Origin of the sequence: Microbispora hainanensis (genome assembly GCF_006874475.1) — a bacterium.
Lineage (GTDB): Bacteria > Actinomycetota > Actinomycetes > Streptosporangiales > Streptosporangiaceae > Microbispora > Microbispora hainanensis.
Genome location: NZ_VIRM01000011.1, coordinates 16,109 through 37,769, shown reverse-complemented (window position 1 = coordinate 37,769; position 21,661 = coordinate 16,109). Strand labels below are relative to the sequence as shown.

The 21,661-nt window shown below is 72.8% G+C and carries 16 protein-coding genes; 7 read left to right on the top strand and 9 right to left on the bottom strand.

What is annotated here, in order from left to right; all coding sequences use genetic code 11:
- Positions 1-15 precede the first annotated feature (15 nt).
- Positions 16-2,733, top strand: coding sequence for a DEAD/DEAH box helicase (locus FLX08_RS11485; RefSeq protein WP_142618718.1), 2,718 nt, complete (start codon positions 16-18; stop codon positions 2,731-2,733).
- Between the two features lie 33 nt (positions 2,734-2,766).
- Here the strand turns inward: FLX08_RS11485 and FLX08_RS11480 are convergent, their stop codons facing one another.
- The 3 genes from FLX08_RS11480 to FLX08_RS11470 are packed head-to-tail and all read right to left on the bottom strand — an operon-like array spanning position 2,767 to position 6,070.
- Complete coding sequence (locus tag FLX08_RS11480; protein ID WP_142618716.1) at positions 2,767-4,194, bottom strand: RNB domain-containing ribonuclease; 1,428 nt, start codon at positions 4,192-4,194, stop codon at positions 2,767-2,769.
- Between the two features lie 45 nt (positions 4,195-4,239).
- Positions 4,240-5,133, bottom strand: a complete 894-nt coding sequence (locus FLX08_RS11475) for a 5'-3' exonuclease (RefSeq protein ID WP_142618915.1) — start codon at positions 5,131-5,133, stop codon at positions 4,240-4,242.
- Positions 5,134-5,158: 25 nt separating this feature from the next.
- Positions 5,159-6,070, bottom strand: coding sequence for a PP2C family protein-serine/threonine phosphatase (locus tag FLX08_RS11470; RefSeq protein WP_142618714.1), 912 nt, complete (start codon positions 6,068-6,070; stop codon positions 5,159-5,161).
- A gap of 210 nt (positions 6,071-6,280) precedes the next feature.
- On the opposite strand from FLX08_RS11470, the gene FLX08_RS11465 reads away from it, so the two are divergent.
- From FLX08_RS11465 to FLX08_RS11455, 3 genes are all read left to right on the top strand, one after another.
- On the top strand, positions 6,281-7,408 hold the full coding sequence (locus FLX08_RS11465; RefSeq protein ID WP_244312555.1) for a M24 family metallopeptidase: 1,128 nt from the start codon (positions 6,281-6,283) through the stop codon (positions 7,406-7,408).
- A gap of 76 nt (positions 7,409-7,484) precedes the next feature.
- Positions 7,485-9,260 (top strand): tetratricopeptide repeat protein, encoded by a 1,776-nt coding sequence (locus FLX08_RS11460; protein WP_142618712.1) that lies wholly within the window; start codon positions 7,485-7,487, stop codon positions 9,258-9,260.
- 87 nt (positions 9,261-9,347) lie between these two features.
- Positions 9,348-9,821, top strand: a complete 474-nt coding sequence (locus FLX08_RS11455; protein WP_030507112.1) for an Lrp/AsnC family transcriptional regulator — start codon at positions 9,348-9,350, stop codon at positions 9,819-9,821.
- On the opposite strand, the gene FLX08_RS11450 is transcribed toward FLX08_RS11455, so the two are convergent.
- Genes FLX08_RS11450 through FLX08_RS11425 form a run of 6 tightly spaced genes read right to left on the bottom strand, consistent with a single transcriptional unit; the run spans position 9,767 to position 16,412 of the window.
- The gene (locus FLX08_RS11450; protein WP_208761398.1) at positions 9,767-10,801 is read right to left on the bottom strand and encodes an N-acetylglucosamine kinase; all 1,035 of its coding nucleotides are present in this window, start codon (positions 10,799-10,801) and stop codon (positions 9,767-9,769) included. The two genes, FLX08_RS11455 and FLX08_RS11450, sit on opposite strands and share 55 nt — an antisense overlap.
- Positions 10,798-12,060 (bottom strand): 6-phospho-beta-glucosidase, encoded by a 1,263-nt coding sequence (locus FLX08_RS11445; RefSeq protein ID WP_142618710.1) that lies wholly within the window; start codon positions 12,058-12,060, stop codon positions 10,798-10,800. The genes FLX08_RS11450 and FLX08_RS11445 overlap by 4 nt, the downstream gene beginning before the upstream one ends.
- Complete coding sequence (locus FLX08_RS11440; RefSeq protein WP_142618708.1) at positions 12,057-12,890, bottom strand: carbohydrate ABC transporter permease; 834 nt, start codon at positions 12,888-12,890, stop codon at positions 12,057-12,059. Before FLX08_RS11440 ends, FLX08_RS11445 begins: the two co-directional genes overlap by 4 nt.
- Positions 12,887-13,789: a carbohydrate ABC transporter permease gene (locus tag FLX08_RS11435; protein ID WP_142618706.1), complete on the bottom strand. Its 903-nt coding sequence runs from the start codon at positions 13,787-13,789 to the stop codon at positions 12,887-12,889. Before FLX08_RS11435 ends, FLX08_RS11440 begins: the two co-directional genes overlap by 4 nt.
- Positions 13,790-13,795: 6 nt before the next feature.
- On the bottom strand, positions 13,796-15,133 hold the full coding sequence (locus tag FLX08_RS11430; protein WP_142618704.1) for an ABC transporter substrate-binding protein: 1,338 nt from the start codon (positions 15,131-15,133) through the stop codon (positions 13,796-13,798).
- Positions 15,134-15,146: 13 nt separating this feature from the next.
- Positions 15,147-16,412, bottom strand: a complete 1,266-nt coding sequence (locus FLX08_RS11425) for an ROK family transcriptional regulator (RefSeq protein WP_142618702.1) — start codon at positions 16,410-16,412, stop codon at positions 15,147-15,149.
- 174 nt (positions 16,413-16,586) lie between these two features.
- Here FLX08_RS11425 and FLX08_RS11420 point away from each other — a divergent pair, with 174 nt between their 5' ends.
- The 3 genes from FLX08_RS11420 to FLX08_RS11410 all read left to right on the top strand — a co-directional run bounded on the left by FLX08_RS11420 (position 16,587) and on the right by FLX08_RS11410 (position 21,621).
- Entirely contained in the window at positions 16,587-18,848 is a 2,262-nt protein-coding gene (locus FLX08_RS11420) for a HelD family protein (RefSeq protein ID WP_142618699.1), read from the top strand.
- A gap of 473 nt (positions 18,849-19,321) precedes the next feature.
- Positions 19,322-20,878 (top strand): apolipoprotein N-acyltransferase, encoded by a 1,557-nt coding sequence (lnt, locus tag FLX08_RS11415; RefSeq protein WP_244312554.1) that lies wholly within the window; start codon positions 19,322-19,324, stop codon positions 20,876-20,878.
- The gene (locus tag FLX08_RS11410) at positions 20,878-21,621 is read left to right on the top strand and encodes a polyprenol monophosphomannose synthase (protein ID WP_142618698.1); all 744 of its coding nucleotides are present in this window, start codon (positions 20,878-20,880) and stop codon (positions 21,619-21,621) included. Before lnt ends, FLX08_RS11410 begins: the two co-directional genes overlap by 1 nt.
- Positions 21,622-21,661: the final 40 nt, after the last annotated feature.

The window sequence follows — 21,661 nt, the reverse complement described above, 5'->3', positions numbered from 1 at the left end:
GGTAGGGTTGACGGTATGAGTACGCCAGCGGAACGCTATGCCGCCTTCCGCGAGGGGCAGTCCGGATCCGGACCCGCTCTCGCCTCGTTCCGCGCACTTTACGACTTCGAGCTCGACGAGTTCCAGATCGACGCCTGCCGGGCGCTGGAAGCGGGGGACGGCGTGCTGGTGGCCGCGCCGACCGGGTCGGGCAAGACGGTGGTGGGAGAGTTCGCCGTCCATCTTGCGCTGGAGCAGGGCCGCAAGTGCTTCTACACGACGCCGATCAAGGCGTTGTCCAACCAGAAGTACAACGACCTGGTCAGGCGCTATGGCGCGAGCAAGGTCGGCCTGCTGACCGGCGACAACAGCGTCAACGGCGACGCCCCGATCGTGGTGATGACCACCGAGGTCCTGCGCAACATGCTGTACGCGGGCTCGAACACCCTCACCGGCCTCGGCTACGTGGTCATGGACGAGGTCCACTACCTGGCCGACCGGTTCCGCGGCGCGGTCTGGGAAGAGGTCATCATCCACCTGCCGGAGTCGGTGCGGGTGGTGGCCCTGTCGGCGACGGTCAGCAACGCCGAGGAGTTCGGCGAATGGCTGGGCGAGGTGCGCGGCGACACCACGGTCATCGTGGACGAGCACCGGCCCGTCCCGCTGTGGCAGCACATGCTCGTCGGCAACAAGATGTACGACCTTTTCGTCGACGAGGGCGACGGCACCCTTCGGGTCAACCCGTCGCTCATGCGGATCTCCCGCGACGAGATGCGGCTGGCCCAGGCCAGGGGCAGGCGGGGCTACTCGCGGCCCGGCCGGGGCACGACCCCGAGCCGCTCGGACGTGATCGAGAAGCTCGACGCCGAGGGCCTGCTGCCGGCGATCACCTTCATCTTCTCCAGGAACGGCTGCGACGCCGCCGTCATGCAGTGCCTCTATTCGGGGCTGCGCCTCACGACCGAGGCCGAGAGCCACGAGATCCGCCAGATCGTGGACGAGCGCACCGCGCACCTGCCCGACGAGGACCTCGCGGTGCTCGGCTACCTGGAGTGGCGCGACTGCCTGGAGCGCGGGCTGGCCGCCCACCACGCGGGTATGCTCCCGGCGTTCAAGGAGGTCGTGGAGGAGCTGTTCACCAAGGGACTGGTGAAGGCGGTCTTCGCGACCGAGACGCTGGCGCTCGGCATCAACATGCCGGCCAGGTCCGTCGTGATCGAGAAGCTCGACAAGTGGAACGGCGAGACCCACGCCGACCTGACCCCGGGGGAGTACACCCAGCTCACCGGCCGGGCCGGGAGGCGCGGCATCGACATCGAGGGCCACGCGGTCGTGGTCTGGCAGCCGGGGATGGACCCGCTCGCGGTCGCCGGTCTCGCCGGCACCCGCACCTATCCGCTGCGCTCCAGCTTCAAGCCGTCGTACAACATGGCGGTCAACCTCGTCGGGCAGGTCGGCAGGGAACGGGCGCGGACCCTGCTGGAGGACTCCTTCGCCCAGTTCCAGGCCGATCGGGCCGTGGTCGGGCTGGCCCGCCAGCTCCGCAAGGCGGAGCAGGCCCTTGAGGGGTACGCCGAGGCGATGACGTGCCATCTGGGCGATTTCGAGGAGTACGCCGCGATGCGCAGGCGGCTGTCGGACCGCGAGGCCGAGCTGTCGCGCCAGCGGGGGGCGGCTCGCCGGGCCCAGGCCGTGCAGTCCCTCGAGGCGCTCAAGCCCGGCGACGTCATCCGGGTGCCGGGCGGGCGCCGCGCGGGCATCGCGGTCGTGCTCGACCCCGGTGTCAACGGCCGGGGTCACGACGGCCCCGCGCCGCTCGTGCTGACGGTCGGCAAGCAGGTCAAGCGCCTGTCGGCGGCGGACTTCCCGGTGCCGGTCGAGCCGGTCGACAAGATCAGGATCCCGAAGGGCTTCAATCCGCGCTCCCCGAAGGAGCGGGCCAACCTCGTCTCGACCGTGCACGCGAAGCTGGGCGACCGCGACCTCGGCAAGCCGCCGCGGGCGCGCGACCACGCCCAGGAGGACGAGGAGATCACGCGCCTGCGGCGGGAGCTGCGCCAGCACCCCTGCCACGGCTGCGACGAGCGCGAGGATCACGCCCGCTGGGCCGAGCGCTACTACAAGCTGCTCAGGGAGACCGAGGGGCTGCGCCGCCGGGTCGAGGGGCGTTCGCACGTCATCGCCCGCACCTTCGACCGGGTGTGCGGCGTGCTCGACCAGCTCGGCTACCTGGAGGGCGAGACCGTCACCGAGCAGGGCCGCAGGCTCGCCTCGCTCTACACAGAGCTGGACCTGCTCACGGCCGAGTGCCTGCGAGCGGGCGTGTGGGACCGCCTCGACCACGCCGAGCTGGCCGCGTGCGTGTCGTCGCTGGTGTACGAGTCGCGGCAGGCCGACGACGTCCGCAGTCCCAAGATCCCGGCCGGGGCGGCGCGCGACGCGCTCGGGGAGATGGCGCGGCTGTGGGGCGAGCTGGAGGGCATCGAGGAGGACCACGGCCTGTCGTTCGTCCGGGAGCCGGACGTGGGCTTCGCCTGGGCGGCCTTCCGCTGGGCCAAGGGCCACAGCCTCGACGCCGTGCTGACCGACTGCGACCTCGCGGCGGGCGACTTCGTCCGCTGGATCAAGCAGCTGCTCGACCTGCTGGGCCAGCTCAGGGACGCCGCGCCCAAGGGGAGCAAGGTCGCCGAGAACGCCGTCAAGGCCATCGACGCCATGCGCCGCGGTGTCGTCGCCTACTCGTCGGTGAGCTGACCCGGCTCAACGAGCCGACTCGATTTGCCCGGTTCACACGGCGGTGAAGCGGACCTCGCGGGTGGCGGGGTCCGCGCGCGTGAGCCGTACGGGGACGCGCTCGCCGAGCGGCAGGCGCTCGCCGTCGCAGCGGGCGATGACGGCGGGCTCGGTGACCTGCACCTGCCCGCCGGGCTTTCCGTCGGTGACGTCGACGACGACCGCCTCGAAGACCTCGCCGATCCTGGGGTGCAGCACCGCGGCCTCGACCAGGTCCACGCAGGCCCGCTCCACCGCGCCGGCCCTCCTGCCGCCCATGGCCATCTGCTCAGGCAGCTCGGGCAGCGCCTGGGCGACCTCCTCGGGGACCGGGCGGCCGGCGGCCACGGCCAGGCAGACCTCGGTGGCGAACCGGTCGACCAGCCGCCGCAGCGGCGCGGTGACGTGCGCGTACGGCGCCCCCATCGCGGCGTGCACCGCGTGGCCGGGCGGCGTGCCGTCGAACGCGACGTAGGCCGCGCCGCGCAGCAGCACCGTCGACTCGTGCAGGAAGGCGGCGTGGCCGGGGATCTTCGGGTCGAGCCCGTGCACGACCTCGGCGTACGACGTGCCGTCGGGCCAGGGCACGCCGAGCGCGTCGGCGACCCTGCGGACCTTGCCGACGTCCTGCGGGCCCGCCTCGGGGAGCACCCGCAGCACGCCGACGCCCGCGTCCAGCATCATCCGGGCCGCCCCCATGCCGGTGAGCAGCGAGATCTGGGCGTTCCACGCCTCGCAGGGGAGGTTGGTGCGGAACTCCACCCGATAGCCGCCGTCGCCGTCGTGGATCACCTGCTGCTCGGGGGTCGGCAGGGACAGCCCGCCCCTGGCCCGCTCCCGTTCCAGCCGCAGCGGCCCCACCTCGGCCAGCAGCGCGAGCGTCCCCTCCGCCCTGCCGGTGTCGACGGCGGCCTGGACCGTCTCGTAGTCGAGCCGTTCCCGGCTGCGCACCAGCGCCCGGCGCAGGTCCACCGCCTCGATCTCCCCGTCGGACCCGAGGTCGAGCCGCCACAGGGCCACGGGGCGGGTCCGCCCGGGCAGCAGGCTGGCCGCGCCCTCCGACAGGACCGGCGGGTGCAGCGGCACGCGGCCGTCGGCCATGTAGACGGTCTCGGCGCGCACCCGCGCCTCGGCGTCGATCGCCCCGCCGGGCCGGACGAACGCCGCGACATCCGCGATCGCGTACCACACGCGGTATCCCGTCCCGCGTCGCTCGATGCACAGCGCCTGGTCGAGGTCCATCGAGCCGGGCGGGTCGATGGTGACCAGCGGCAGGCCGGTGTGGTCCTCCCGCGGTGCGGCCGGGGCCGCCGCGGCCCGCTCGGCCTCCTCCCGTACGGAGGCGGGGAAGCCGTCCGGCAGGTGGAACTCGCTGCGGATCCGGGTGAACCCGTCGCGGAGCCCGTCCGCGGTGTCCGGGAGACGGATCGTCGTGTACGGCACGCGATCAACCTACCCGAGTGTGGACATATCGGGCTGTAAACGCCCTTACCGGGTCAGTGTGGCGAGCAGGCGGTTGAGCGGGCTGTCCAGGCCGTACTTCTCCGACAGCGCGACCAGCCGCTCGGGGTCGCGCGGCGCGGCGGGCAGCGTGATGTCGACGTCCGGGACGGGGGCGTCGTGGGCCACCCGGACCACGGCGGGGGCGACCTCCAGGTAGTCGCGGGCGGCGGCGAGCTTGTTGCGCGCGCCCGCGGGGAAGCCGTCGGCGCTCCCGTCGTCCAGCGCGGCGAGCAGCGCGGACAGCGACCCGAAGCGCGTGATGAGGGCCGCCGCCGTCTTCTCGCCGATGCCGGCGACACCGGGCAGGCCGTCGCTCGGGTCGCCGCGCAGCGTCGCGAAGTCGGCGTACGCCCGGCCCGGGATGCCGTACTTCGCCCGGACGAACGCCTCGTCGATGATCTGGAGGTTGCGGATTCCCCTTACTGTGTAAAGGGCGCGGCAGGGCTTCTCGTCGTCGACGAGCTGGAACAGGTCGCGGTCGCCGGTGACGATGTCCACGGCGCCGGTCGTGGCGGTCGCGTAGGTGCCGATCACGTCGTCGGCCTCGTATCCGGCGACGCCGACGCGGGCGATGCCGAGCGCGTCGAGCACCTCCTCGATGACCGGGACCTGCGGGGCCAGCGTGTCCGGCACCTCCTCCTCGTCGCCGCTCGCCACCCGATGCGCCTTGTAGGACGGGATCGCGGCCACCCGGAACGCCGGCCGCCAATCGGCGTCCATGCAGGCCACGACCTGGGCGGGGGAGTGCTGCCGGACCAGGGTGGCGATCATGTCGAGGAGCCCGCGCACCGCGTTGACCGGCATGCCGTCCGGCGAGGTCACCGACTCCGGGATCCCGTAGAAGGCGCGGAAATACAGCGACGGGGTGTCGAGAAGCATCAGCACCCTGCCATTGTCACGCCTGTCAGGCGCGCTGCGGACCCTCTTCGGTCACCGCCACGGCCAGCAGGCAGGTGTCGTCCTCGGGGTTGGGGCCGCCGATGGCCTCCAGCAGGCGGTCGAGGCCCGCGTCGAGGTCCGCTCCCGCCGTGCCGAGCCCGGTCGTCACGGCCGCGTCCAGGATCAGGGACACCCCGGCGCCGATGTCGCGCGAGCGGCGCTCGACCAGGCCGTCGGTGAACATCAGCAGCAGGTCGCCGGGCTCGAGGCGGACGTCGGCCACCCCGTACGGCAGGCTCGACGTCGCCCCGAGCACGACTCCCCGGGGCGCCCCGAGCTGGCGCGCGCCCCCGCGACGCACCAGGATCGGGGCGGGGTGGCCCGCCTGTGCCCACGTGAAAAGGCGGGTCGCCGGGTCGAAGTGGCCGCACACCGCCGTCGCCGTGGTGTCGTCCAGCCGGGTGAGGACGAGGGTGTTCAGCCACGTCAGCAGCCTGCCGGGGCAGGCGCCCGTCATGCTCAGGCCGAGCAGCGCGTGACGCAGCTGGGCCATCTCGGCGATCGCGGGCAGGCCGTGCCCCGACACGTCGCCCACCGCGAGGAACATGCGCCCGTCGGGCAGCGGCGCGGCGTCGTACCAGTCCCCGCCGAGGCTCGACGCACGGCCCGCCGGGACGTAGCGGACCGCGATCCGGGCGTAGGGCAGGTCGATCGACGCGCCGGGCTCGGGCAGGATCGCCTCCCGCAGCGCCAGGGTGACCCGGCGCTCCTCGGCCACGCGGTCCCGGCGCTCCGCCCACCGTCGTCCGGCGAGGTCCTGGACCATGCCCTTCTGGATCATGAGGGTGTCGGCGGGGACGGCGCCGGGCGTCGTGCCCGGGTCGCGGTCGTCCGCGGGGGGAAGGGCGGGCCTCGTGCCGCCCACTACGCCGACCATTTGTCTCGCTCTCGATGCCGCTCTTGCACTGCCGTACGGACGTTCTGTGATCGCCCTGACGCGGAGCGTAGCAGTCTGGCATCCACCCCGGGGTTGCTTTTCTTCTATGCCGTGGAATAAGCCAGAGCCCAGCGGAGCTCGCCCGCGTGGCGGCTGTGGTATGCGCACCTGCGTACGTCGTCTTGGGCGCTGCTGGTTAGATTAGGTCGCGTGACAACGACGTCCTTGGAGTCCTCCGACCTGTATCCCACGACCCGTCCCGCGGCGGTGAGCGAGGCCGTCGAACGCGCGGGCCTCGACGCGCTGCTGCTGACGCCGGGCCCCGACCTGCGCTATGTGACCGGCTATGACGCGCTGCCGCTGGAGCGGCTGACCTGCCTGGTCGTGCCGGCGTCCGGCGAGCCGTTCCTGGTGGTGCCGCGCCTGGAGCTGCCCGCCGCCGAGCACTCGCCCGCCTCCCGGCTCGGCATCGAGTTCGTCGCGTGGGACGAGACCGACGACCCGTACGCCGAGGTGGCCCGCCGCCTGGGCCCGGTGGCCCGGATCGGGCTCGCCGACCGCATGTGGGCGATGCAGTCGCTGCGGTTCCGCTCGGTCATGCCCGAGGCCGAGCAGGTGCTGGCCGGGAGCGTCCTGCGTGACCTGCGGATGCGCAAGTCGCCCGCGGAGAAGGCGGCGCTCGCGGAGGCGGGCGCGGCCATCGACGCCGTGCACAATCTGGTGCCCCGGTTTCTGAAGGCCGGGCGCACCGAGCGCGAGGTCGGCAAGGACATCGCGGAAGCGATCATCGACTCGGGACACGCCCGGGTCGACTTCGTGATCGTGGGCTCCGGTCCGAACGGCGCCAGCCCGCACGCCGAGCTGAGCGACCGCGTCATCCGGCCCGGGGAGCCCGTCGTGGTCGACATCGGCGGCGTCATGCCGAGCGGCTACTGCTCGGACTCCACGCGCAACTACTGCGTGGGCGAGCCCCCGGCCGACTACGTGGCCTACTACGAGGTGCTCAGGCGCGCCCAGGAGGCCGCCTGCGCCCACGTCAGGCCCGGCGTGACCTGCGAGTCGGTGGACGCCGCCGCCCGCGAGGTGATCGCCGAAGCGGGGTACGGCGAATACTTCGTCCACCGCACCGGGCACGGCATCGGCCTGGAGACCCACGAGGAGCCGTACATCGTCGCGGGCAACACCGAGGAGCTGCGACCCGGGTTCGCGTTCTCCGTCGAGCCGGGCATCTACCTGCCCGGACGGCACGGCGCCCGGATCGAGGACATCGTCGTCTGCGGCGAGACCGCCGGAGAGCGGGTGAACCACACGACCAGAGACCTCGTCGTCGTGGACTGATGCCCACGATCGCGCTCTGCGCCGCTCCGGCCCCCTCTGGCAGAGTGATGATCACGACTGCCGGATCGGAGGACGCATGACGCACGAGGGCATCGACGAGGGCATGGACGATCCCCGCGCCCAGGCCGAGGGCGAGGTCAGCATGGCGCGGCTGGCCCTGGCCGACGGGGAGACCGGGCACGCCGCCGCGCACGTCGCGGCGGCACTGGCCCACGACCCCGCCCTGCCCGAGGCGCACGAGATGCTGGCGCGGCTGCTGGCCGGGCCGGGCGGCGGGCCGGACCTGTTCCCGCTGGACGAGCCCGTCTTCCTCGGCACCGCGCTGGCGCGCGCCCACGCGCTGGCCGCGCGGGGCGAGCACGTGGCCGCGCTGCGCCTGCTGGTCTCGGTGCAGCGGCACGAGCCGGAGGGGCGCTGGGCGCACGTCCCCTGGGTGCTCGACCCCGAGCTGCCCGGGCGGATCCCGCCCGGCGACCTGTGCTCGCTCGTCTCGCTGCTGGCCTCCGGGCTGCCCGGCACCGTGCCGGAGGACGGCCGCGAGGCGCTGGCGCCGTACGTCGCCCTGGTGCGGGGCGGGCTGCGCGCCCACCCGGACGACGCGTCGCTGCTGTGGCTGGCCTCGCTCCTCCTGCGCCGGGTGGGGGAGGCCGAGGAGGCGGCGGAGCTGGCCGCCCGCTCCTACGCGCTCACGCCGTCCTTCCAGGCCGCCCTCGCCGAGGGGTACGCGTGCCGCGACCTGCAGCGGTGGCCCGAGGCCGAGCGGGCCATGGTGCGGGCGCTGGAGCACGACCCCGCCAACCTGGCCCTGTACACCGACATCGGCGAGATGCTGCACAGCAGCGGCCGCCCGGAGGAGGGCCTGGAGTGGGTGGAGCGCGCGCTGCGGCGTGAGCCCCGGCACCCGAACGCCTATCCGGCCGCCTGCGGCATGCGCTTCGAGCGCGACGGGGACGTCCGGCACCTGGTGGAGCTCGCCGACCACCTGCGCGACGACCCCGGCAACGAGCACGGCGACGCGGTGCTCGGCGAGCACTGCGGGCTGCGCCTGTGGCTGGGACGCGTCCCCGGTCCGACCGAGTCGGTGATCGACGTGCTTTACCAGGTGGTGGAGCAGGAGGACGTCCCGGCCGGCGGCGCGCTCACGGTCTCCGCCCCCGAGCCGCCCAGCGCGCTGCTCGCCTTCTCGCTGGTCGTGCCCGGCTTCGCGGTGACGGTCGCCGGCGCGCCGGACCCCGACGCGCGGCTGACCGTGCCCGAGGTGTACGGCCACGGCCCGGTGCGGAGTGTGGCCCGGCGGGTGTGGCGTTATCAGGACATGACGGCCGTGCCCGCCGTGCCGCCGCCGTCCGGGGAGGCGCAGGAGGCCGTCGCCGCCGTCGCGGCGCTGCGCTGGCCGCACCTGCCGGCCGCCTACGACCACGCCGTGCGCCTATCGGGCCTGTCTCTCGACGATCTGCTCGGCGTGCTCGCCCACCCGCCGCTGTCGCCGTACGGCGAGCCCGCGGCCGTGCCGCTGTGGATCAGGCAGGTCCAGGCGTGGGCCTGCCTGGGCATCGCCCACCACCGGGCCGGCCAGGCGTGGGCCGAATCCGCGCGCCGGAGCGTGCTGACCGACCTGGCGTACGGGCCGGAGGACTGGGTGACCGAGGCGGCCCTGCTGGCGATGATCGCCACGGCCTGGGTGGACCCGGACGCGCGTGGCGACGTGGCCGAGCTGGTGGCCTGGCGCTACCTGGCCGCCGTGGAGGCGTCGAGGACGCGGCCGGTGACGATCCTCGGCTCGCTCGCCGCGCTCGTGCTGGCGACCCCCGGCATGCACCCCGACGTGAGGGCGCTGGCCGCCGACGCGTGATCGCGGGCGCCTGCCGCCGGTCCTGGTTGGGCGGCATTTCGGTGGCTTCGGGACGAGACAGTCCTGGGCGGCGCTACCGTTGCTGGGGTGGAGGAGATCGATCGCCGAATCGTCACCCTGCTGGCGACTGACGGCCGGATGAGCTTCACCGATCTGGCCAAGGAGACCGGGCTGTCGGTCTCCGCAGTGCACCAGCGGGTCCGCAGGCTGGAAAAGCGTGGTGTCATCCGCGGATACGCCGCTCTCGTGGACTACGACGAGATCGGGCTTCCGATGACCGCGTTCGTCTCGATCAAGCCGATCGACCCTTCCGCCCCGGACGACGCGCCGGAGCGGCTGAGCCATCTGACCGCCATCGAGGCGTGTCACAGCGTCGCGGGTGATGAAAGTTACATTCTCAAGGTCCGCGTCGCGTCCCCGCTGGCACTGGAGGAGTTGCTCCAGCAGATCCGCGCGTCGGCCAACGTCAGCACGCGCACGACCGTCGTCCTGAGCACGCCGTACGACTACCGCTCGCCGGTGATCGAGAAGGAGCCGGAGGAGGACGCCGCCGAGGGCTGAGGGTCCCTGAGGAAGTGCGCACGCACCCGGGCGTGGGCCTCGGAGGGCGCGCCGAGGCGGTCGAGGCCGAGCAGGGCGGCGCCCACGATCGGCGGCACGTCGGCGATGACGAGCCGGGCGAGCGGCGCGCGTTCGGCGTAGTGCCGTTCGATCAGCGACGTCAGCAGGGGATGCCGGGCCGTCAGCACGCCGCCGCCGAGAACGACCTCGCAGGGCGCGGCGAGCAGGCCGAGCCGCCGCATGGCGACGACGCCGAGCAGCGCGACCTCCTCGGCCTGCCGCTCCACCAGCGAGCAGGCGACCGTGTCGCCGTCCGCGGCGGCCGCGAGCAGGGGCGGCACGAGGGCGTGCAGCCGGTCGGCCGGCAGGTCGCCGACGTGCAGGCCGATGACGGCCTCCTCGACCGTGGCGGTGCCGAAGCACGCGCGCACGACCTCGGTGAGCACGGTAGCGGCGCCGCGGCCGTCCTCGGCGCGCACGGCGTGCCAGAAGGCCTCCTCGGCCAGGTGGTGCCCGCCGCCCCAGTCGCCGCTGACGCGGCCGAGCGCCGGAAACCGGGCGATCCGCCCGGCAGCGGAGACCCCGACCGCGTTGATCCCCGCGCCGCAGACCACGGCCACGCCCCATCCGGTGGACGAGCCGGCCCGCAGCAGGGCGAACGTGTCGTTGCCCACGGCGACGTCGGCGGCGTAGCCGCGTGTGAGCAGCTCGGCCCGCAGCACCTCCTCCTCCACCGGCAGGTCCGCGCCCGCGAGGTAGGCCGCGACGTGGTCGGCGTACGGCGGCGAGGCGGTACCGCCGGCGAGGGCGCGCCGCACGGTCCGGCCGATCACCTCGACGGCGGCGGCGGCCCCGGCGCTCTGCGGCAGGAACGCGGGCCCGCGCGCCGTGGCGAGCACGGTCCCGTCCTCGCGGACGAGGGCGACGTCGGTCTTGCTGTTGCCGCCGTCCACCGCCAGCACCGTGCGCGCCGCGGTCACCGCGCCACCGCCCACGGCAGGAAGGCGCGGTTGGCCTCCACGAGGCGCGTGGCGAGGCCGTCGGCGAGGGACGCCTGCCCGACCAGCGGATGGGCCAGCAGCGCGTCCCTGACGCGGTCCTCGCCGCCGTCCAGGGCCGCCTCCAGGGCCAGCGACTCGTACGCCGACACGTGGGCGATCAGGCCCCGATAGAGCGGCTCCACGGGCTCGACGGGCAGCGGGGCGGCCCCGGCGGCTCCAACGGCGGCCGGCACCTCGATCACCGCGTCGTCGTCGAGGAACGGCAGCGTGCCGTTGTTGCGGGTGTTCACGACCTGCACGTCCCCGCGGTCGCCCATGAGCGAGGCGACCAGGGCGACGGCGGCCTCCGAGTAGAAGGCGCCGCCGCGCTTGTTCAGCAGGTCGGGCTTGGTGTCCACGGCCGGGTCGGCGTACATCTCCAGCAGCGCCGACTCCATCGCCGCGACCTCGGCCGCCCGGGACGGCGAGCTGCGCTGCTCGGCCACCACGCGGTCGTGCTCGTAGAAGTACCGCAAGTAGTACGACGGCACGGCGCGCAGGTGGCGGACCAGCTCCACCGGCAGGCCGACCGACTCGGCGATGCCCTCGCCGTGCTCGTCCAGCAGGCGGGGCAGCACGTCCACGCCGTCCAGCAGGACCGACCGCTCCCAGGTGAGGTGGTTGAGCCCGGCGTGACCGAGCGCGATCCGCTCGGGGGCCACGCCGAGCAGGGCGGCGAAGCGGCGCTGGAACCCGATGGCCACGTTGCACAGCCCGATGGCCCGGTGCCCGGCGTCGAGCAGCGCCCGGGTGACGATGCCGACGGGGTTGGTGAAGTCGACGATCCACGCGCCGGGCGCGTGCGCGCGCACCTTCTCGGCGATGTCGAGCACCACCGGCACGGTCCGCAGGGCCTTGGCGAGGCCCCCGGCGCCCGTGGTCTCCTGCCCGACGCAGCCGCACTCCAGCGGCAGGGTCTCGTCGACGTTCCTGGCGGCCTGGCCGCCCACGCGCAGCTGGAGCAGCACCGCCGCGGCCCCGGCGACGCCGTCCTCCACGCGGGTGGAGGTGGTCAGCGCGGCGGGATGCCCGGCGCGGGCGAGCATCCGCCGGGCCATCCCGGCGACCGTCGCGAGCCGGTGCTCGTCGGGGTCGACGAGCGCGATCTCCGACAGCGGCAGCTCACCGCGCAGGCGGGCGAAACCGTCGATCAGCTCCGGCGTGTACGTGGAACCGCCCCCGACAACGGCCAGCTTCATTTGACTCCCGTCAGCTTGACGCCCTCGATGAAGACCTTCTGGGCGAAGAAGAACACGATGATCACCGGGGCCATGGCCAGCAGCGTGGCGGCCATGGTGAGGTTCCACTGCACGCGGTGCACCGACCGGAACGCCGCCAGCCCCAGCGACAGCGTCCAGTTGTCCAGGTCGGTACCGGCGTACAGCAGAGGTCCGTAGTAGTCGTTCCAGCAGTAGAAGAACTGGAAGAGCGCCACCGCGGCGATGGCCGGGCGGGCCATCGGCAGGACCACCCGCACGAGCGTGCGGAACTCGCCGCAGCCGTCGACCTTCGCCGCGTCGGAGTACTCCCGCGGGATCGTCACGAGGAACTGGCGCAGCAGGAAGATCGAGAACGCGTCGCCGAGCAGCATCGGCAGGATCAGCGGCCACAGCGTGCCGGTCAGGTGGAAGCGGGCCCAGATCAGGTAGATCGGCACGGCCACGACCTGCGGCGGCAGCATCATCATCGTGATGACCAGCAGGAACGCCAGCCGCCGCCCGCGGAAGCGGAACCGCGCCAGCGCGTACGCCACGGGGATCGACGACACCAGCATGAACGCGGTGGCGAGCACCGAGTAGAGCAGCGTGTTGCGGATCCAGGTCAGCAGCGGCGCCTTCTCGAAGATCTCGGCGAAGTTGCCCCAGTTCCAGGTGTGCGGCCACAGGTCGGAGGTGAGCGCCTGCCGGTCGGTCATCAGGGCCGTGAGCGCGATGAACACCAGCGGGCCGAGGAACATCAGCGCGAGCGCGATGGCCGGCGCGTGCCGGGCGACCCACAGCAGCGCGGTCCGTCTCGCTGTCGGGGTCACGATTCCTCCTCGGTGAAGCGGAACTGCCGCAGCAGGATGAGCGTGAACACCATCGCCACCGCGAACAGCACCAGTGCGAGCACGCACGCGTAGCCCATCGCGTAGTCGCGGAAGCCCTGCTGGAACAGCCACTGGGGGAACGTCAGCGTGGACTGGTCGGGGTAGCCGGGGGTGAAGACCGACCCGGCCGAGTCGGTCGCCCCGGACGCGACCCGCGCGGCGACCTCGGCCTGGGTGAAGTACTGCAGCGTCTGGATCACCCCGGTGATGAAGGCGAACATCAGCACCGGCCGGATCACCGGCAGCGTGATCGAGGTGAACTGCCGCCAGCCGTTCGCGCCGTCGATGGCCGCGGCCTCGTAGAGCTGTTTCGGCACGTCGAGCAGGGCGGCCATGAAGATGACCATCAGGTCGCCGACCGACCAGAGGCCCAGCAGAGTGAGCCCCCACTTCGACCACGCGGGGTCGCCGAACCAGTCGGGCGCGGGCAGCCCGGCCGCCGAGAGGATCGCGTCCACCGGCCCGGTGCCGGGGTTGAGCAGGAACACGAACCCCAGCGTCCCGGCCACCAGCGGCACCAGGGCCGGCAGATAGAAGATCGTGCGGTAGACCCCGGCGCCGGCCTTGATCCTGGTCACGAGCTGGGCGACGCCGAGGCCGAACAGCACCCGCAGCGGGACCATCACCACGACGAGCCACAGCGTGTTGCGGATCGCCGTCCAGGCCGCCTGGTCCTTGAAGAAGTACTCCCAGTTGAGCAGCCCGACGGGCTCCAGAGTGAACAGGTCGTACCGCTGGAAGGAGAAGTAGACCGTGGACACCAGCGGGTAGACGAAGAAGATCGCGAACCCGGCGAGCCAGGGGGACAGGTAGAGCAGGGCGCGCAGATTGCCACGCATCGAGGCTCAGCCGCCCGCCGTCAGCTTGAGCTTCTCGTTGATCTTCTTGTCCACGTCGGCGAGCAGCGCGTCGAGGTCGGACGCCCGGCCCGACTCCCACTTGATCTGCGCCTCCTGCAGCGTCTGCTGGTTGAAGACGGAGTTGACGTGAGCCGGCACCGTCGTGCTGTTCGGGTTGGCGAAGACGTCGAGGAAGGTCTGGAAGTTCGGGTCCTTCTTCAGGCCGGGCGACTGGAGCGCGGGCAGTGTGCTCGGCACGTTCCTGATCGCGTTCGAGAGCGTCACCAGCGAGTCGGTGTCGGTGGTGAGGTATTTCACCAGCTCCCAGGCGGCCTCGGCGTGCTTGGCGCCGCGGGGGACGCCGATGACGGTGCCGGTGATGTAGCCCGCGCCGTACCGTTGCGCCTGGTCGTCGGCCACCGGCAGCGGCGCGGTGCCGTAGTCGAGGCCGGGCGCGTCGGCGGCGAGCATGGCGGTGCGCCACTCGCCGTCGATGGCCATGGCGACCTTGCCGGTGTTGAACGGGTTCTCGGCCGACCACTCGTCGCCGAAGCTCTTGCGGAACTTCTCAAGCTTGTCGTAGCCGTACCACTCGGTGAGGTCCTTCTGCCAGGTCATCAGCTTCTTCCACTGGGGGTCGGAGCCGATGGCCGAGGTGCCGTCGGGGTTGGTCCACTTCGCGCCGACCATCACGCCGGTGTGGATGGGGGCGTTCTCGTACATCTGGCTGGTCGGGACGAACCCGGCGACCTTGATGTCGCCCTTGTCGTCCTTGACCGTCAGCGTCTTGGCGAGGTCGGCCAGCTCGCTCATCGTCTTCGGCGGCTCGTGGCCCTTCATCAGCGCCTTGTTGTAGTAGAGGCCGTACGCGTCGGCCAGCATGGGCATCACGCAGCGCTTGCCCTGATACTCCGTGTATTCGGCGATCACCTTCGGGAACAGCGACGCCGGGTCGATGCCGCTCGCCTTCAGGTAGGGGTTGAGGTCCTGGAAGATCCCGGCCTTGCAGAACTCGGCGACGCTGTCGGTGGTGAACGACAGGGCCACGTCGGGCGGGTTGCCGCCGCGCACGGACTGCAGGATCTGGCTGTCCTGGACGGCCTTGGTCGCCTTGACCGTGATCCACGGGAACTTCTTCTGGAAACCGGCGAGGGTGTCGTCGAAGGCCTTGAGCTCGTTGTCGGCGCTGAAGCCGTGCCAGAACTCGATGGTGACCGGCTCGTGGCTCGCCCCGCTCTGGGCCACCTTGGGCGGCCCGCTCTCGGTGCCCGCCGTACAGGCGGTGAGCGCGGCCAGCCCGGCCCCGACGGAGAGTGCCACGGGGAGGGAGAGAAGGCGTTTCATGGGGGGTGCCTCCCTAACGGGTGGAAGGGGATGTGTTCACCGCGCCGCTCACAGGGCCGTTCCTAGGGCCGTTCACGGGCCCGTTGACGGGCCCGAACAGCTCCTCGCGTGCGGCCCCGAGGGCGAGGTCGAGGGCTCCGGCGATAACCGGGTTGCCCTCCAGGGTGGACAGCAGCACACGAGGCCTGGGGATGGTGAGCGCGTGCAGCTCCCGCTCGACCGCCTCCCGCAGGACCTCGCCGCCGGCGAGCAGCACGCCGCCCGACAGCACGACGATCTCGGGGTCGACCACGGCCGTGATCGCGGCCAGCCCCATCGCGAGACGGGCGGCGAGGTCGCGCAGGGCCTCGCGCGCGCTCTCGCCGTCCGGGCCGCCGCGAGCCGCCAGGGCGACCGCGTTGCGTACGGCGCCGCTCGGCGTGGAGCCGCGCACGCCGTGTGCCCGCATGAGGGCGAGCACGGCCGGGCCGCCCGACAGCGCCTGGAACCCGTGGTTGGCCCGCCTGCCGACGTCCCGCGCGGTGGGGGCGCCGACCACGGGCATGTAGCCCACCTCGCCCGCGCCGCCGGTCGCCCCGCGGTGGAGGCGGCCGCCGATGACCAGGGCCGCGCCGATGCCCTCGTCGGCCCACAGCAGCACGTAGTCCTGGTGGCCCCGGGCGCTGCCCCGGGACCGTTCGGCCTGCGCGACGAGGTTGACGTCGTTCTCCACGTCGATCGGCACGCCGATCCCGTCGCGCAGGGTCCCGATCAGGTCGGGGATGTGCCAGCCCGGGATGTGGGCGGCGTAGCCGAGCCTGCCGGTCGAGGGGTCGACGGCGCCGCCGATGCCGAGGACCACCCGGCTCAGCTCCGTCGGGTCGAGCCCGGCCGGGCCGCACGCCCCGGTGAGCGCGGCCCGGACCCGCTCGACCACGTCGCCGGCGGCGCGGCCCGGGGTGGCCAGCCGGTGCTCGGCGACGACCGCGCCGGTGACGTCCGCGACCGCCGCCGCGATGCGCGCCGGCGTGACGTCCAGCGCGGCCACGTGCGCCGCGCGGGGGTTGATCCGGTAGAGCTCGGCCGTACGGCCCGGCAGGCCCTCGCGGATGCCGTCCAGGACGACCAGGCCGGCCTCCTGGAGCCGGGCCAGGAGCTGGGAGGCGGTCGGCTTGGACAGGCCGGTGAGCGCCCCCAGCTCGGGCCGGGTCAGCGGGCCGCGTTCGAGCAGGACCATCAGCGCGGCGCGGTCGTTGATCGCGCGCAGCAGGCTGGGCGTCCCCGCGATGGGCCGGGTCATGCGTTCTCCCACGAAGCGGGTTAGGAAAGTTTCCTAACTATGGCTGCGACCGTACGAACGGGCCGGGACGCCGTCAAGGGCGTGATCCGCGCCGAGATCCATCTGTGACGCGTCCGTGAGCCGCCGCGCCCGATGCGGGAGAAGGGCGGCACGGCACGTAGAATCTGTCGGCCTATGCCAGAGTCTTCGACGGGCGAGCTGGCCCGGGAGCAGAAGTACGTCGCCGCGCTGTACGAGCGCCTCGACGTGCTGCGGGAGCGCACGCGCGGGCAGCTCGACGCCGTGCTCGCCCAGGGGGCCTTCGGCACCCACCAGAACCGCTCGGAGCGCGACAGCTTCGCCGTCATGTACACCCAGCGGCTGGCCCGCCTGTGGGCGGTGGAGAACGGCCTGTGCTTCGGCAGGCTCGACCACGCGGAGGGCGAGCGGCTCTACATCGGCCGCATCGGGCTGTCGGACGACGACCAGCACCGGCTGCTGATCGACTGGCGGGCCCCGGTGGCGCAGCCGTTCTACCGGGCCACCCCGGCCGCCCCGATGGGCGTCACCCGGCGGCGCCACCTGCACACGCGGGGCCGCAGGGTCACCGCGATCGACGACGACCTGCTCGACCTCGACAGCCTCACCGACGCCGACCGGGCCTCCCTGAACGGCGAGGCGGCGCTGCTGGCCGCACTCGGCGAGAAGCGCACCGGCCGCATGCGCGACATCGTGGCCACCATCCAGGCCGAGCAGGACAAGATCATCCGGAGTGACCTGAACGGCGTGCTCGTCGTCCAGGGCGGCCCCGGCACCGGCAAGACCGTGGTGGCCCTGCACCGCGCCGCCTACCTCCTGTACACCTACCGGGAGCGCCTGGAACGCCGGGGCGTGCTGATCCTCGGGCCCAACCCGACCTTCATGCGCTACATCGAGCAGGTGCTGCCGTCCCTCGGCGAGACCGACGTGCTGCTGTCCACCGTGGGCGAGCTGTACCCGGGCGTCACCGCCACCCGGGAGGAGCCGCCCGAGGCCGCGGCGGTCAAGGGCCGCATCGCGATGGCCGACGTGATCGCCCGGGCCGTACGGGAGCGGCAGCGGATGCCGCGCACACCCATCGAGATCAAGCTCGACAAGTTCACACTGAAGCTCGACCGGCAGACGCTGGAGGCGGCCCGGTCGAAGGCCGGCCGCTCGCGCCGCCCGCACAACCAGGCCAGGGCCGTCTTCGTGCGGCACCTGCTGACCGTGCTGACCCGGCAGGCCGCCCGCCACCTGGGCCGCGGCAACCTCGACGACGCCGACTTCGCCGATCTGCGCGAGGACCTGCGCACCGAGGAACCGGTGCGGGTGGCGCTCAACCGGCTGTGGCCCTACCTCACGCCGCAGCAACTGCTGATCGGCCTGTTCACCGACCGCGACCGCATGGCGGCGGCCGGGCTGGGCGCGCCGGAGCGCGACCTGCTGCTGCGCGAGCCGCCCAGACCGGGGGAGAAGGCGGGGGAGACCTGGTGGAGCCCAGCCGACGTGCCGCTGCTCGACGAGGCCGCCGAGCTGCTCGGGGACATCGACGAGGGGGTGCTGCGGGCCGCGCGCCGCGCCGAGCAGGAGCGCGAGGAGCGCATCGCCTACGCCCGCGAGGTGCTGGAGCTGACCGGCCTGGCCGACATCATGGACGCCGAGCGTTTCGCCGAACGGCAGCAGGCCGAGGAGACCTATCTCACCACCGCCGAGCGGGCCGCCAGGGACCGCACGTGGGCCTTCGGGCACGTGATCGTGGACGAGGCCCAGGAGCTGTCCGAGATGGCCTGGCGGATGGTCATGCGCCGCATCCCGAGCCGCTCCATGACGATCGTCGGCGACATCGCCCAGACCGGGTCGGCCGCGGGCGCGGCGAGCTGGGCCCGGGTGCTCGACCCGTACGTCACGGGCCGCTGGCGCGAGGAGCACCTCAGCGTCAACTACCGCACCCCCGCCGAGCTGATGGAGGTCGCCGCCCGCGTGCTCGAACTCGTCGGCCCCGACCTGAAGGCGCCGGAGTCGGTGCGGGAGACGGGCGAGCGGCCGTGGGCCCTGCGGGTCGCCGGCCTCGCGGAGGCGGGCCCGGTGGTCGCGGCGGAGGCCGCGTCGGGGGTCCTGGGGGAGGGCCGCCTGGTGGTCGTCGCCCCGGCGGGGATGACCGAGGAGATCGGGACGATCGTACGGGGTGCCGTTCCCGAGGCGGCCACCGGCCCCGGCCCGGCCGCGCTGGACGCGCCCGTGGCGGTGCTGTCGGTGACCGAGGCCAAGGGGCTGGAGTTCGACTCGGTGATCGTGGTCGAGCCCGGCCGGATCCTGCGCGAGTCGCCGCGCGGCCCGAGCGACCTCTACGTCGCGCTGACCCGGGCCACGAGCCGCCTCGGCGTCGTCCACGTGGACGAATTGCCCGAGGTTCTGAACGGTCTCGAACGTCGCTGAAGCGACACCGCTCCCACCTGCGGAAATGTGGTGTTTCCGCTGATCGGGACGCGGTTGACATCTGCGCTGAGGTCGGTAGTTTGCTGCGCAGTCCAGCACGGGACTGACCGGTTGGCCGTTCTATGGCGTCGCCGACCTCTGCGTCGATGACGGAGCGTGACTCCGTCAGCACACCAGGCGCAGGGTGGCGTCCCGCCGAGGCGGGGCACCCCATCCGGCCGGGGGGTTGGACCCAGGAGGGGCCCGGGCGCCCAGTAGACAACGGAGCTCCGCGCCCGCCGCCGACGGGACGGAACCGGTCCGAAGGGCCGCCCGGGCCTCCTTCCTTTTTTCGTCTCTTCGTCCGTGTGATCGCCCTTGGACGCCGCCCGTAAAGTGGCGGAGACGGTTTGGCGGGCTGCGCCGCCGTCTGCGACCCTGACCTGGAATGATTTTTGCGTCAGGACGACCGACACGCGAGGAGAGGCGAGCCCGTGGCACTGAAGACGGCACAGGACGCGGCTCCGCCCGCCGCCGGGGCGCCGAAGCCGCGGGTGCCGGGCGTGCTGATCCGCCTCGCCGCCTCCGTCGTGGGCGGCCTGGTGCTCTATCTCGCCTTCCCGCCCCTCGGGTGGTGGTTCTGCGCGCCGGTGGGCGTCGCGCTGCTCGCCCTCGCGCTGCATGGCCTGCGGCTGCGCCGGGCCGCGTGGATCGGGTACGCCGGGGCGCTCGCGTTCCTGCTGCCGACGCTGGCCTGGGTCCGCCCGATCGGGGACGACGCCTGGCTGGCCCTGTCGGGCATCGAGAGCCTGTTCTGGGCCGCCCTGGCCTGTCTGGCCGTCCTCGTCATGCGGCTGCGGCTGTGGCCGCTCTGGGTGGCCTGCCTGTGGGTCCTGCAGGAGTGGGCCCGCGGGCTGTTCCCCGTCGGGGGCTTCCCCTGGGCGCGGCTGGCCTTCAGCCAGGGCGAGTCGCCGTACACCGGCTTCGCCGCGCTGGGCGGCGCCCCGCTTGTAAGTTTCACGGTCGCCCTCACGGGGGCCCTGCTCGCGGCGCTGGTCACGCGGCGTCCGCCGAGGTGGCGGGCCGACCGGGTGCTTGCCGGAACGCTCCTCGCCGCGATAGCCGTACCGGTGTTGGGGCTGGTCGTGCCCCGGCCCGGCGACGAAGGCAGGACAGTGCGGATCGGTGTCATCCAGGGCAACGTCCCTGGGCGGGGGATGTACTTCCTCGGCGACGAGCCCGCCGTCGTGCTGCGCAACCACGCCGACGAGACGCACCGGATGGCCGAGGCCGTGCGTGCCGGGAAGCTGCAGCGGCCCGACATCGTGGTGTGGCCGGAGAACTCCACCGACATCGATCCCTACACCAGCGCGTACGCCCGGCAGGTGATCGACTCCGCGGCGAAGGACATCGGCGTGCCGATCCTCGTCGGCGCGGTGGTCAAGATCGGCACCGAGAACCGGGCCACCCGCGGCGTGGTCTGGGATCCGGTCACCGGCCCGGGCGTGTACTACGACAAGCGGCGGCTGGTGCCGTTCGGCGAGTACACCCCGATGAAGGACCTGTTCCTGGCGCTGTCGTCGCGGGCGCAGCTCGTCGGCCGGCAGTCGGTCGCCGGGGACAAGCCGGGCGCGTTGCGGATGGGGCCGGTGACGATCGGCACGGTGGAGTGCTACGAGGTGGCGTTCGACAGCACGGTGCGCGACACGGTGCTGGCCGGCGGCACGCCGCTGGTCGTGCAGACCAACAACGCCAGCTACGCCCTCACCAACCTGCCGCCGCAGCAGCTCGCGATGTCGCAGCTGCGGGCGGTGGAGTTCAACCGGGCCGTGGTCACCGCGGCGACCACGGGCATCTCCGCGTACGTCGGCCCCGACGGCCGGGTCGGCTGGCGTACCGGCGAGCTGGTGGCGGGGATGAACGTCCTGGACGTCCCCGTCAGGACGAAGAACACGGTGGCGGCGGAGGTAGGTGCGCTGCCGGAGTGGATCATGATACTCATGGGAGCCGGAGCGACGGTGGCGGCCATCTCTGGGCGGAGGAAGAGCTGATGGAGCGGACCCCCGGGCGGGTGCTCGTGATCGTCCCCACATACAACGAGAGGGAGAACCTCCCGTTGATCACCCGGCGCCTCCGTGAGGCGCTGCCCGACGTGCACCTCCTCGTGGCCGACGACAACAGCCCCGACGGCACCGGCCGGATCGCCGACGAGCTGGCCGAGGCGGACGACCACGTCCACGTCATGCACAGGACGAGCAAGCAGGGGCTGGGCGCCGCCTACATCGCCGGGTTCCACTGGGGCCTGGCCGAGGGCTACGACGTGCTGGTGGAGATGGACGCCGACGGCTCCCACCAGCCCGAGGAGCTGCACAAGCTGCTCGACGCGGTGGCCGGCGGCGCCGACCTGGCGATCGGCTCCCGGTGGGTGCCCGGCGGCAAGACCGTCAACTGGCCGGTCTCGCGCGAGCTGCTGTCGCGGGGGGCCAACACCTACGTCCGGCTGGTGCTCGGCATCCCGGTGCGCGACGCCACCGCGGGCTTCCGCGCCTACCGCGCGGCCACGCTGGAGAAGATCGGGCTGGACGACGTCGAGTCGCAGGGCTACTGCTTCCAGGTGGACCTCACGCTCCGCACCGTGCGGCAGGGCCTGCGGGTGACCGAGAGGCCCATCACGTTCGTGGAGCGTACCGTGGGCAGCAGCAAGATGAGCCGGAAGATCATCTTCGAGGCCTTCTGGCGCGTGGCCATCTGGGGGATCAGCGGGCTGGGGGAGCGGTTTCGCCCGCGGCGATAAACGCGATCCACAGGAACCCCCACGGCCGCGGGAGCGTTGA